12 protein-coding genes are annotated in these 11,500 nt (G+C 72.4%); 6 read left to right on the top strand and 6 right to left on the bottom strand.

What is annotated here, in order from left to right; translation table 11 throughout:
* Entirely contained in the window at positions 1 to 300 is a 300-nt protein-coding gene (locus OHA30_RS13120; protein ID WP_405785594.1) for a DUF2530 domain-containing protein, read from the bottom strand.
* A gap of 176 nt (positions 301 to 476) precedes the next feature.
* On the opposite strand from OHA30_RS13120, the gene OHA30_RS13115 reads away from it, so the two are divergent.
* The 4 genes from OHA30_RS13115 to thpR all read left to right on the top strand — a co-directional run bounded on the left by OHA30_RS13115 (position 477) and on the right by thpR (position 4,732).
* Positions 477 to 1,931: an NCS2 family permease gene (locus OHA30_RS13115; protein WP_328914006.1), complete on the top strand. Its 1,455-nt coding sequence runs from the start codon at positions 477 to 479 to the stop codon at positions 1,929 to 1,931.
* A gap of 231 nt (positions 1,932 to 2,162) precedes the next feature.
* The gene (locus OHA30_RS13110) at positions 2,163 to 2,540 is read left to right on the top strand and encodes a MarR family winged helix-turn-helix transcriptional regulator (RefSeq protein WP_328917847.1); all 378 of its coding nucleotides are present in this window, start codon (positions 2,163 to 2,165) and stop codon (positions 2,538 to 2,540) included.
* A 102-nt stretch (positions 2,541 to 2,642) separates the two neighbouring features.
* Positions 2,643 to 4,112 carry an MFS transporter gene (locus OHA30_RS13105; protein WP_405785595.1) on the top strand — a complete coding sequence of 490 codons (1,470 nt, stop codon included), beginning with the start codon at positions 2,643 to 2,645 and terminating at the stop codon, positions 4,110 to 4,112.
* Positions 4,109 to 4,732: an RNA 2',3'-cyclic phosphodiesterase gene (gene thpR / locus OHA30_RS13100; protein ID WP_328914005.1), complete on the top strand. Its 624-nt coding sequence runs from the start codon at positions 4,109 to 4,111 to the stop codon at positions 4,730 to 4,732. The genes OHA30_RS13105 and thpR overlap by 4 nt, the downstream gene beginning before the upstream one ends.
* 225 nt (positions 4,733 to 4,957) lie before the next feature.
* Here thpR and OHA30_RS13095 read toward each other — a convergent pair whose 3' ends face one another.
* Both OHA30_RS13095 and OHA30_RS13090 read right to left on the bottom strand, forming a co-directional pair.
* Complete coding sequence (locus tag OHA30_RS13095) at positions 4,958 to 5,953, bottom strand: aldo/keto reductase (protein ID WP_328914004.1); 996 nt, start codon at positions 5,951 to 5,953, stop codon at positions 4,958 to 4,960.
* 111 nt (positions 5,954 to 6,064) lie between these two features.
* Positions 6,065 to 6,466 (bottom strand): discoidin domain-containing protein, encoded by a 402-nt coding sequence (locus OHA30_RS13090; RefSeq protein ID WP_328914003.1) that lies wholly within the window; start codon positions 6,464 to 6,466, stop codon positions 6,065 to 6,067.
* Here OHA30_RS13090 and OHA30_RS33965 point away from each other — a divergent pair.
* On the top strand, positions 6,350 to 6,913 hold the full coding sequence (locus OHA30_RS33965; RefSeq protein WP_443045129.1) for a fibronectin type III domain-containing protein: 564 nt from the start codon (positions 6,350 to 6,352) through the stop codon (positions 6,911 to 6,913). The two genes, OHA30_RS13090 and OHA30_RS33965, sit on opposite strands and share 117 nt — an antisense overlap.
* 164 nt (positions 6,914 to 7,077) lie before the next feature.
* Here the strand turns inward: OHA30_RS33965 and OHA30_RS13080 are convergent, their stop codons facing one another.
* Positions 7,078 to 7,758, bottom strand: coding sequence for a GDSL-type esterase/lipase family protein (locus OHA30_RS13080; protein ID WP_328914002.1), 681 nt, complete (start codon positions 7,756 to 7,758; stop codon positions 7,078 to 7,080).
* 47 nt (positions 7,759 to 7,805) lie between these two features.
* On the opposite strand from OHA30_RS13080, the gene OHA30_RS13075 reads away from it, so the two are divergent.
* A complete protein-coding gene (locus OHA30_RS13075) occupies positions 7,806 to 8,882 on the top strand; it encodes a hypothetical protein (RefSeq protein WP_328914001.1) in 1,077 nt (358 codons plus the stop codon).
* Between the two features lie 125 nt (positions 8,883 to 9,007).
* Here the strand turns inward: OHA30_RS13075 and serC are convergent, their stop codons facing one another.
* Together serC and OHA30_RS13065 are read right to left on the bottom strand one after the other, a co-directional pair.
* Positions 9,008 to 10,126 (bottom strand): phosphoserine transaminase, encoded by a 1,119-nt coding sequence (gene serC / locus OHA30_RS13070; protein WP_328914000.1) that lies wholly within the window; start codon positions 10,124 to 10,126, stop codon positions 9,008 to 9,010.
* Between the two features lie 188 nt (positions 10,127 to 10,314).
* Positions 10,315 to 11,415 (bottom strand): citrate synthase 2, encoded by a 1,101-nt coding sequence (locus OHA30_RS13065; RefSeq protein WP_328913999.1) that lies wholly within the window; start codon positions 11,413 to 11,415, stop codon positions 10,315 to 10,317.
* Positions 11,416 to 11,500 lie beyond the last annotated feature (85 nt).

Below are 11,500 nucleotides of genomic sequence, written 5' to 3'. Positions count from 1 at the left end.
CTACTCGGCGGCCGGGCCCCGGGACGTCCCGTCGGAGTCCCGCGCGGCACGTGCCCGGGCGATGGCGTCGCGGCGGGCGCGTACGTACCACAGGCCGATCAGACCGAGGCCGGCCCCGGCCAGGCAGGTCCAGATCCACCAGGTGTGGCCGTGGTCGGAGTACCAGCCGTAGAACGGGAGCTGCACCACGAAGAGCGCGAACCAGATGATCGTGCCGACCGTGACGGTGGCGACGTCATTGGCCTCCAGCGCCTCGGGGGCCTCGCGCAGGGGACTCCGCTGCTTGCTCATGGCCCCCATGGTATGCGGCCCGCCCCCGGGGGCCGGGCGGGAGGTCGGGGCCGTGCGAGGGCTGGGGTCTACGCGCGGAGATGGTGTTTGGTTTCTTGGTTATTCATACTGAAACAGTCAAGTGTTGTCCTAAATCATTCGTATGATCGCCCAAATCCGGCGCGACAGTGCACGTGAGGACCCTCATGCCCAGCTCGGCCCCCGCTCCGGTCGACGCGCGCGAGCCCACCGGCCGCCCGCCCGTCTCCGGTCTGGACCGCTACTTCCGCATCTCCGCACGTGGCTCCTCGATCCCCCGGGAGATCCGCGGCGGCTTCGCCACCTTCTTCGCGATGGCGTACATCGTCGTGCTCAACCCGATCATCCTCGGGTCGGCGGCGGACAAATTCGGTCATCACCTCCAGGGCGGGCAGCTGGTCACGGCCACCGTGATCACCGCCGCCTTCACCACCCTGCTGATGGGCGTCGTCGGCAATGTGCCGATCGCGCTCGCCGCCGGGCTCGGCGTCAACTCGGTGGTCGCCCTCCAGCTCGCCCCCAGGATGAGCTGGCCGGACGCGATGGGCATGGTGGTGCTGGCCGGTCTCGCGATCATGCTCCTGGTCGCCACCGGGCTGCGGGAGCGGGTGATGAGCGCGGTGCCGCTCGGGCTGCGCAAGGGCATCGCGATCGGCATCGGTCTGTTCATCCTGCTGATCGGCCTGGTGGACTCCGGCTTCGTCAGCCGTATCCCGGACGCCGCGCACACCACCGTGCCGCTCCAGCTCGGCGGCGACGGTCACCTCAACGGCTGGCCGGTGCTGATCTTCATCCTCGGCACCCTGCTGACCCTGGCGCTGATCGTGCGCAAGGTGCCCGGCGCGATCCTGATCTCGATCGTCGCCATGACGGTGCTTGCGGTCATAGTCGACGCGATCGCCGACATCCCGGCCGCGAAGTGGGGCCTGACCGTGCCCGAGTGGCCCGGCAACCCGGTCTCGACGCCCGACTTCGGCCTGATCGGCAAGGTCAGCCTCTTCGGCGGCTTCCGCGAGGTCGGGGTGCTCACCGGCATCCTCTTCGTCTTCACGGTGCTGCTCTCGTGCTTCTTCGACGCCATGGGCACGATCCTCGGTGTGAGCGACGAGGCCGGACTGCTGGACGAGAAGGGCGACCTGCCCGGCATGAGCAAGGTGCTGATGATCGACGGCATCGCCACCGCGGCCGGCGGCGGCGCCTCCGCGTCCGCGAACACCTGCTTCGTGGAGTCCACGGCAGGTGTCGGCGAGGGGGCGCGGACCGGTCTGGCCAGTGTGGTCACCGGGCTGCTGTTCGTCCTGGCGCTCTTCCTCACCCCGCTGGCGACCATGGTCCCCGCACAGGCGGCCACGCCCGCGCTGGTCACCGTGGGCTTCCTGATCCTGGCCGGGTCGATCCGGGAGATCGACTGGAACGACTTCACCATCGCCATTCCGGCCTTCCTGACCATGCTGCTGATGCCGTTCACCTACTCCATCACCAACGGCATCGGCATCGGCTTCCTCAGCTTCTGTGTCCTGCGGGTCGCCGCGGGCCGGTGGCGCGAGGTGCCGGTGGCGCTGTACGCGGTCGCCGCGGTCTTCGCCTTCTACTACCTGATGCCGGCGCTCGGCCTGCTCTGAGGTGTCGGCGGGGCCCTGACGGGCCCGGCGGGTGGGCTTCCGGCCTGCTCGCCGGGCCCGTTCGCTTTGGGGTGCCGGGGGTCGGTCGGGGCCTTTACGGGGCTGTTCGCGGGGTCTTCCCGGGGCGGCGCGGCCCAAGTGTACTTAGCCTAGGTAATGAGCTAACCTAAAGAAGTGACCGAACTGTCCGAGGACGACCGCGCCGCGGTGAGCGAGCTGCGCGGAGCCGTGATGCGGCTCTCGCGCCGGCTCCGCAGCCAGCGTGTCGACGAATCGCTCAGCCCGACCGAGATGTCGGTGCTGGGCACCCTGGCCCGCTGCGGGCCGTCGACCCCGGGGGAGCTGGCCCGCAAGGAACACGTACAGCCCCCGTCGATGACCCGCATCGTGGCGATGCTGGAGGCCAAGGCGCTGGTCCGCAGGGACCCGCACCCCGACGACCGCCGCCAGGTCGTGGTGAGCCGCACCGAGCAGGCCGAGGCCATGCTCGCCGAGAGCCGCAACCGGCGGAACGCCTGGCTGGCCGAGCTGGCCGAGGGCCTCGACGAAGAGGAGCGGGCCATCCTGCGCCAGGCCGCTCCCGTCCTGGAGAAGCTCGCACACCTGTGACACCCGGGCCCGCGGGGCCGACCGCCCACCGGCGGCCGGCCCCCGGCCTGCCCGGCGCACCGATTGACCTGACGAACCCGACGAGGGGGAGGCGATTTCCGATTGAGTTCGGCAGCCGGACCAGACACCGCAACCGAACCTGACCGTCCCGCGGACAAGAGGACCAGCACGTTCAGTGCCCTCAAGGTCCGCAACTACCGGCTCTTCGCGACCGGCGCCGTGGTGTCCAACACCGGCACCTGGATGTCGCGGATCGCCCAGGACTGGCTGGTGCTCAGCATCACCGGTTCGTCCTTCGCGGTGGGCATCACCACCGCCCTGCAGTTCCTGCCGATGCTGCTCTTCGGGCTGTACGGCGGGGTGATCGCCGACCGCTACCCCAAGCGGCAGATCCTGCTCGGCACCCAGGCCGCCCTGGGCCTGCTCGGTCTGCTGCTGGCCGGCCTGACCCTCAGCGGTGTCGTCCAGGTGTGGCACGTCTACGCGATCGCCTTCCTGCTCGGCATGGTCACCGTCGTGGACAACCCGACCCGGCAGACCTTCGTGGTCGAGATGGTCGGCCCGACCGCCGTACGCAACGCGGTCTCGCTCAACGCCGCCAACTTCCAGGCCGCCCGGCTGGTCGGCCCCGCCGTCGCCGGTGTGCTGATCACCGCCGTGGGCAGCGGCTGGGCCTTCCTGATCAACGGAGTGTCCTTCCTGGCCCCGCTGACCGGCCTGCTGCTGATGCGCACCTCCGAGCTGCACATCATCGAACGCGTCCCGCGCGCCAAGGGCCAGCTCCGCGAGGGCCTGCGCTACGTCGCCGGCCGCCCCGAACTCATCTGGCCGATCGTGCTCGTCGGCTTCATCGGCACCTTCGGCTTCAACTTCCCGATCTGGCTCTCCGCCTACGCCAACAAGGTCTTCGACAGCGGGGCCGGCGCCTACGGCCTGCTGAACACCCTGATGGCCGCGGGCTCGCTGCTCGGCGCCCTCCTCGCGGCCCGCCGCAGCCGCACCCGGCTGCGCATGCTGGTCGCCGCGGCCGCCGTCTTCGGCCTGCTGGAGGCCGGCACCGCGATGGCCCCCGCCTTCTGGCTGTTCGCCGCGCTGCTGGTCCCGGTCGGTGTGTTCGGTATGACCTTCAACACCTCGGCCAACGCCACCGTGCAGCTCGCCACCACCGACCCGGCCATGCGCGGCCGCGTGATGAGCCTGTACATGATGGTCTTCGTCGGCGGCACCCCGATCGGCGGCCCGGTCATGGGCTGGGTCACCGACACCTACGGAGCCCGGATCGGCTTCCTGTCCGGCGGCCTGATCTCCGCCGCCGCCGCTGCCGCGGTGGGCCTGGTGCTCGCCCGGACCGGCGGGCTGCGGGTACGCGTCAACCTGCCGCGCGGCAAGGACCGCCGCCCGCTGATCGCCTTCGTGCCCCGCGACCCGGCCGCGGCGGCGGCCGCCGAGTCCGAGGCGGCGCCGGACGCCGACGCCGCACCGGACTCCTCCGGCGCCGTACCGGACCCCTCCGGTTCCGGGCCCGATGCCGGACCCGGACCGGCCGGCGCCCGGGTGTCCTCGGCGGCATGAGACTCTTCGTCGCGGTCCTGCCGCCCGCCGCCGCGACCGCGGAACTGGCCGCGGCGCTCGGTCCCGTACGCGCCCTGCCCGGCGGCCGGGAGCTGCGCTGGACCGCTCCCGAGAGCTGGCACCTCACCCTGGCGTTCCTCGGCGAGGTGCCCGACGACGTACGGCCGGAGCTGGACGAACGGCTCGGCCGGGCGGCCCGCCGACACGGCCCGTACCCGCTGCGGCTGTCCGGCGGCGGGCGGTTCGGGGACCGCGCGCTGTGGGCGGGCGCCGAGGGCGACCTGAGCGGTCTGGCCGGGCTCGCCGACTCCGTACGGGCGGCCGCGCGGCGGGCCGGGGCCGTGCCCGCCGAGGGGAACTTCCGGGCCCACCTCACGCTGGCCCGTACCGCGAGGCGCGCCCCGGTGCCGTTGCGGCCCCTCGCCGACGCGCTGGCGGACTTCCGCGGCTCGCCCTGGACCGCGGACACCCTCCACCTGGTCCGCAGCTCACCGCCGCGCTCCGGGGTGCCCGGCGAGCAGCCGCGCTACGACACGGTGGTGTCCTGGCCGCTGGCCGGTGGGGGGTCCTCGCGCGGTTCCGCCCCCAGGCTTCGCCGGGGGTACCCCCAGCGCCCCTGACGGGGTGCCCCTTCGGGTCGGGTCTCTGGCTTTCCGCTGGATGGGCCCGTCGGTGGGGGGTGGGCGGGGGCGGTTAACCTCGGTGCGTGGACCCCAAGACCCGTACTCGTGTGATGACCGCCGCCTTCGTCCTGATGCTCGTGGTGGTGGCGATCGCCGCCGCGGTCCGCTGAACCGCGGCGGCGCCCGGCCCGGCCTTTCAGCGGGTGCCGTTGCTCACCAGGCTCACCAGGCGAACGACTCCGGGGACGGGCCCGGGCCCGGGAAGATCTCGTCCAGCGCCGTCAGGAACTCCTCGGACAGTGTGAGGTCCACCGCCCGCAGCGCCGAGTCCAGCTGATCGCCGGTGCGCGGGCCGACGATCGGACCGGTCACCCCCGGGCGGGTCAGCAGCCAGGCCAGACCCACGTCACCCGGGTCCACCTCGTGCTTGTCGCACAGGTCCTCGTACGCCTGGATCTGCTCGCGCTGCTCGGAGGACTTGAGCGCGTCCGCCGAGCGGCCGGTGACCGACCGGGAGCCGCCGCCCTCGCGCTCCTTGCGCAGCGCCCCGCCGAGCAGCCCGCCGTTCAGCGGCGACCAGGGGATCACCCCGAGGCCGTAGAACCGCGCGGCCGGGACGACCTCCATCTCGGCGCTGCGCTCGGCGAGGTTGTAGAGGCACTGCTCGCTGACCAGGCCGAGCGAACCGCGCCTGGCGGCGGCCTCGTTGGCCTGCGCGATGTGCCATCCGGCGAAGTTGCTGGAGCCCGCGTAGAGGATCTTGCCCTGCTGGACCAGGACGTCGATCGCCTGCCAGATCTCGTCCCAGGGCGCGGACCGGTCGACGTGGTGGAACTGGTAGAGGTCGATGTAGTCCGTGCCCAGCCGCTTGAGGCTCGCCTCGACCCCGCGGCGGATGTTGAGCGCCGAGAGCCGGTCGTAGTTCGGCCACTCCTCGCCGGGCGCGGACATGTTGCCGTAGACCTTGGTGGCGAGCACCGTCTTGTCCCGGCGGCCGCCGCCCTGGCCGAACCAGCTGCCGACGATCTCCTCGGTGCGGCCCTTGCCCTCACTGCCGCCGTAGACATTGGCGGTGTCGAAGAAGTTGACGCCCGCGGCGAGCGCCGCGTCCATGATCGCGTGGCTGTCCTCCTCACCGGTCTGCGGGCCGAAGTTCATCGTGCCGAGAACCAGGCGGCTGACCTTGAGGCCGGTACGTCCGAGCTGTGTGTACTCCATGGCACTCAGCCAAGCTCTTCGAGTGCGCTCGAATCAAGGGCCGGGGGGCCGGGCGGGTGCCCTGACCCGCCCAGCTCGGGTCGGGCGGCGTGACGCGCGTCCGACGGCCGGTCAGCGGTAGAGGCGGATGCCGGCCGGACTCCACCAGTTGCCTGCCGTGCCGGTCTGGGTGACGCGCAGGTAGCGGGCACTGGTGGTGCGGTGCAGGTCGGCGGTGGTGAGCTGGCCGGTGCCGGTGCCGGTGCCGGTGCCGGTGCCCTGCGCGGCTGTCCGCCAGTGGGCGCCGTCGTCGCTGACGGACAGCCGCCAGCCGCGGGCGCAGTCGCCGAGATCGTCGCCGGAGTCGATCGCGACGCCGCGGAAGGCCGTTCGGCGGCCGAGGTCCAGTTGGACGTACTGGCCCGGCTCCTGGGCGGCGCCGCTGGTCCAGCGGGTGCTGCCGTCGTTGTCGAGCACGGCCGGGGCCGGGCCCTGGCCCGCGGGGAAGGGGGTGGCGGTGGCCGCGCCGGCCACTTCACCTGGACACAGGGCACGAGCGGTGGCGGCGACACGACGGCTCCCTCGGCTCCGTCGGGTCTGGCCGCGACCGTGTCGGGCACGTCGGTGTCCCTGGCGTGGAAGGCGTCGACGGACGATGTGGAGGTGACGGGGTATCAGGTCTGGCGTGGCGGCGGCCAGGTCGGTACCGCCTCGGGTACGTCGTTCACGGATTCGGGTCTGAGCGCGTCGACGTCGTACTCGTACACGGTCAAGGCGGTGGACGCGGCGGGGAACGTGTCGGCCGCGTCGAACACGGTGACGGTGACGACCTCCTCCTCGGGCGGGGGCGGCACCGGTCCGATCGACACCGCCATGTGGTACACGGTGAAGAACACCAACAGCGGCAAGTGCGTGGACGATGCCGACGGGTCGACCGGCAACGGCGGCCCCGCCCAGAGCTTCACCCTGACCGCACAGTAGCCCGGCGCCGGGAAGCGGTACCCGTGCCGGGGCCACTCTCCGGCACCGCGCCACGACAGGAGTTCCGGGTGGGCCGTCCGCCGCAGGGCGGCCCACCCGGACCGCACGCCGTGCCGGCGGAACGCCCCCCGGGCAGGCCGGGCGCCCGGAAGGCGCCCGCCGCGTCAGTCCTCGTCGTACGGCGCTCCGAGGTCCCACGCCTGGTGCATCGCGTTCGCGAAGGCCGCCGCGAGTTTGTGCTCGCCCGCCGCGTTGGGGTGCGTGCCGTCGTAGGTGTGAAGATTGACGTCGTAGCCCTCGGGCCGGGAGGCCATCAGCAGCGGCGAGGCGGCGGTGTCGTATTCGGCGACCGCCTTGGCCATCCGGTCGTTCAGCTCCGCGCACTGGTCGCCGAAGCCCGGGTCGAGGTCGGCCCTGATGTTCGCGATCACCGGCAGCAGCACCATCCGCACCCGGGGCCTGGCCGCGCGGGCGGCGTCGATGAAGTGCCGTACGTTGACGGCCGTCTGCTCGGCGTCGGTGTAGAAGCCGAGGTCGATCAGGCCGAGCGATATCAGCAGTACGTCCGGGCGGTGGTCGCGTACCGCGTCGCCGATCAGCGGGACCATGTGCTGCCAGCCCTCGCCCCAGCCCGCGAGATGGCGCCGGGCGCGCGGCGGGAAGGACGGGTCCGCGTAGTCCGCGGAGACCGCCGCGTCGGCCGATCTGTCGTACAGCGTGGTGCGCGGGCCCACCACCGAGAAGGGCTCGCCGAGGCCGCACAGGTGCTGCCACATGCGGTAGCGCCACGTGTAGTCGCCCGCGGTGCCGACGGTCATCGAGTCGCCGACGAAGAGGTAACGCATGCGGGGCATCATCCCGGACCTGCGGGGGACCATGGACACTGGGGTGCATGCGCGCGTATCTCCCGGCGGCCGCCGGCCTTGCCGTCTTCGTTCTGACCTGCGGTTCCGCCGCGCCCGCCGTCGCCGACAGCGGGCCCTCCGCGGCGTTCAGGATCACTGACCCGCGGATCACCGAGTCCAGCGGACTGGTCGCGAGCCGGCTGCACCCGGGGGTGTACTGGACGCACAACGACAGCGGCGACGGGCCGTATGTCTACGCCGTCGACTCGGCCACGGGGAAGACCGTCGCCAGGGTGACGATGCGGGGGGTGAACGCCCGCGACGTGGAGGCCGTCTCGATGGGCCCCGACGGCGATCTGTACGTCGGCGACATCGGCGACAACCTCGACGGCACCTGGCCCGAGGTGTGGATCTACCGCTTCGCCGAGCCCAAGGCCCTGCGCGACCAGACCGTGGACATCACCCGCTACACCGTCAAGTACGACGCAGGTCCGCGCAACGCCGAGGCGCTGATGGTGCAGCCGAAGACCGGCCGGGTCTACATAGCCAGCAAGAACGAGAAGGGCGGCCATCTCTACGAGGGGCCCGCCAAGCTCAGCGCCCAGGGTGTCAATTTCTTTCGCAGCATAGGCGACGTCCCCTGGGTCACCGACGGCGCTTTCTCGCCCGACGGCACCCGTCTGGTGCTGCGCGGCTACTTCTGGGCCGACGCCTACCGCTGGGTGGACGGCCGCCCGCAGCGGATCGGCTCCCTCACGCTGCCCATGCAGCGGCAGGGCGAGTCCGTCGCCTTCACCCGGGACGGCCGGGCGGTGATGTACGGCAGCGAGGGCAGCGACAGCGCGGTGTGGCGGGAGCCGCTGAGGGGGGCGGAGCTGCCCGACAGCGTCGCTCCGGCGGGCGCACGCGCGTCGGACACCACCGAGGCCACCGCGAAGGGCACTGCTACGGCCACCGCGACGGCCACCGCCTCGCCCGCCGCCACGAACGGGACGAAGGGCACGGACGCCGAGAACGAGCACCTGAACACCGGGAGCAAGGTGAAGGGCCTCGTCGTGCTGCTGGGCATCGGGGCCGCCGGGGTGGGCCTGCGGAAGCTGCTGCGGCGGGGCCGGCGGGACTGAGGGCCCGGTCGGCGGCCCGCTGTCGAGGGGTTGAGCTGTCGAGGGGGTGATCGCCCGGCCTGTGGAGAGCCGGGAGCGCCCGGGCCTTCGCGGCCCGGGCGCTCAGTGACTCGGCGCGGTCGGGATCAGAGCTGACCGATGACGTAGTCGATGCTGGCGGTCAGCGCCTCGACGTCGGCCGGGTCGACGGCCGGGAACATCGCGACCCGCAGCTGGTTGCGGCCCAGCTTGCGGTACGGCTCGGTGTCCACGATCCCGTTGGCCCGCAGCACCTTGGCGACCGCGGCGGCGTCGATGCCGTCCTCGAAGTCGATGGTGCCGATCACCTGGGAGCGCTGCGCCGGGTCCGCCACGAACGGCGTCGCGTACGCGGCCTTCTCCGCCCAGCCGTACAGCCGCGAGGAGGAGTCGCCCGTGCGCTTGACCGCCCAGTCCAGGCCGCCCTGCCCGTTGATCCACTCCAGCTGCTCCTTGAGCAGGAAGAGGGTGGCCAGCGCGGGGGTGTTGTACGTCTGGTTCTTCACCGAGTTGTCGATCGCCGTCGGCAGGTCGAAGAACGCCGGGATGTGCCGGCCGGACGCCGCGATCGTGGCGGCGCGCTCCAGGGCCGCCGGGGAGAACACGGCGATCCACAGCCCGCCGTCGGCCGCGAAGGACTTCTGCGGCGCGAAGTAGTAGACGTCCGTCTCGGTGATGTCGACCGGCAGGCCGCCCGCGCCCGAGGTGGCGTCCACCAGGACCAGCGCGCCGTCGTCCGCGCCCGCGACCCGGCGCAGGGGGGCCGCGACGCCCGTGGACGTCTCGTTGTGCGTGAAGGCGTACACGTCGACGCCCGCCTCGGCGGACGGCTCCGGGTGGGTGCCCGGCTCCGACTTCACGATCGTCGGGTCGGCCAGCCACGGCGCGAGCTGCGCCGCCTTGGCGAACTTCGAGGAGAACTCGCCGAAGGACAGGTGCTGGGACTTCTCGGTGATCAGTCCGTGGGTGGCGATGTCCCAGAACGCGGTGGAACCGCCGTTGCCGAGCACCACCTCGTATCCATCGGGCAGCGAGAAGAGCTGCCGGACACCGTCACGTACCTGACCCACCAGGTTCTTCACCGGCGCCTGGCGGTGAGAGGTGCCGAGCAGGGACGTACCGGTCGCGGCGAGGGCGTCGAGCGCCTCCGTCCGCACCTTGGAGGGGCCCGCCCCGAACCGTCCGTCGGAGGGCTTGATGTCAGCGGGAATCTGAATGTCGGCCACGTCGGCAGCGTAGCCCGTTACCGCCGTGTTGCCGTCGGCGTTCCATCCGATGAGACGGCGGTTCGCCCCTTGGGCGGAAGGCGCCGTTCACGGCCTGGTCACGGGCGCGGGACCGGCCCGTACGGGGGTGCCGGGCCGGGGCGGGCGCGAGGGCCCGCCCCGGCGGTGCGTACGGCGGCCGTCCGCGCTCAGTGGACGATGCCCTCGTACCCGTGCACGTCCCGCGGGCTCCGCGGCGCCGGGCCGACGTACCGCGCCGAGGGGCGGACAAGGCGGCCGGTGCGCTTCTGCTCCAGGATGTGGGCCGACCAGCCGGCCGTACGGGCGCAGGTGAACATCGACGTGAACATGGACGCGGGCACCTCGGCGAAGTCCAGCATGATCGCCGCCCAGAACTCCACATTGGTGGCGAGCACCCGGTCCGGGCGGCGGGCGTGCAGCTCGGCGAGCGCCGCCTTCTCCAGCGCCTCGGCCACCTCGTAGCGCGGCGCGCCCAGCTCACGGGCGGTGCGGCGCAGCACCCGGGCGCGGGGGTCCTCGGCCCGGTAGACCCGGTGGCCGAAGCCCATCAGCCGGTCGCCCCGGTCGAGGGCGGCCTTCACATAGCCCTCGGCGTCGCCGGTCCGCTCGATCTCCTCGATCATGCCGAGCACCCGGGAGGGCGCGCCGCCGTGCAGCGGGCCCGACATGGCGCCCACCGCGCCGGACAGCGCCGCGGCGACGTCCGCGCCGGTCGAGGCGATGACACGGGCGGTGAAGGTCGACGCGTTCATGCCGTGCTCGGCGGCCGAGGTCCAGTACGCGTCCAGGGCGGCGACATGCCGGGGGTCCGGCTCGCCGCGCCAGCGGATCATGAAGCGCTCGGTGATCGACCCGGCCTTGTCGATCTCCTGCTGCGGCACCATCGGCAGCCCCTGCCCGCGCGCGGACTGGGCGACGTAGGACAGCGCCATCACGGCCGCGCGGGCGAGGTCGTCCCTGGCCTGGTCGGCGTCGATGTCCAGCAGCGGGCGCAGGCCCCACACGGGCGCGAGCATGGCCAGCGCGGCCTGCACATCCACCCGGATGTCGCCGGAGTGCACCGGGATCGGGAAGGGCTCTGCGGGCGGCAGGCCCGGGTCGAACCGTCCGTCGACCAGCAGGCCCCACACGTTCCCGAAGCTCACATGGCCGACGAGTTCCTCGATGTCGACCCCTCGGTAGCGCAGCGAACCGCCCTCCCGGTCGGGCTCGGCGATCTCCGTCTCGAACGCGACGACTCCTTCGAGTCCCGGTACGAAGTCGGACATGAGGCGGCTCCTCTGAGTGAACGGGTGGCGGTGGGCGCGGCGGTCCCCGGTGCCGGTTTTCCGGCGGGCGCGGGGCCCGGTGAGC

Source organism: Streptomyces sp. NBC_00223, from assembly GCF_036199905.1.
Lineage (GTDB): Bacteria > Actinomycetota > Actinomycetes > Streptomycetales > Streptomycetaceae > Actinacidiphila.
Note: the sequence above shows the minus strand (reverse complement) of the source record. Positions and strands in the feature narration are given on the sequence as shown.

Excerpts from the sequence above, each read along its gene's own strand:
- OHA30_RS13120 (WP_405785594.1), bottom strand. The coding sequence starts at position 300 with ATGGGGGCCATGAGCAAGCAGCGGAGTCCCCTGCGCGAGGCCCCCGAG.
- OHA30_RS13115 (WP_328914006.1), top strand. The coding sequence starts at position 477 with ATGCCCAGCTCGGCCCCCGCTCCGGTCGACGCGCGCGAGCCCACCGGC.
- OHA30_RS13110 (WP_328917847.1), top strand. The coding sequence starts at position 2,163 with ATGCGGCTCTCGCGCCGGCTCCGCAGCCAGCGTGTCGACGAATCGCTC.
- thpR (WP_328914005.1), top strand. The coding sequence starts at position 4,109 with ATGAGACTCTTCGTCGCGGTCCTGCCGCCCGCCGCCGCGACCGCGGAA.
- OHA30_RS13095 (WP_328914004.1), bottom strand. The coding sequence starts at position 5,953 with ATGGAGTACACACAGCTCGGACGTACCGGCCTCAAGGTCAGCCGCCTG.
- OHA30_RS13080 (WP_328914002.1), bottom strand. The coding sequence starts at position 7,758 with ATGCGTTACCTCTTCGTCGGCGACTCGATGACCGTCGGCACCGCGGGC.
- OHA30_RS13075 (WP_328914001.1), top strand. The coding sequence starts at position 7,806 with ATGCGCGCGTATCTCCCGGCGGCCGCCGGCCTTGCCGTCTTCGTTCTG.
- OHA30_RS13065 (WP_328913999.1), bottom strand. The coding sequence starts at position 11,415 with ATGTCCGACTTCGTACCGGGACTCGAAGGAGTCGTCGCGTTCGAGACG.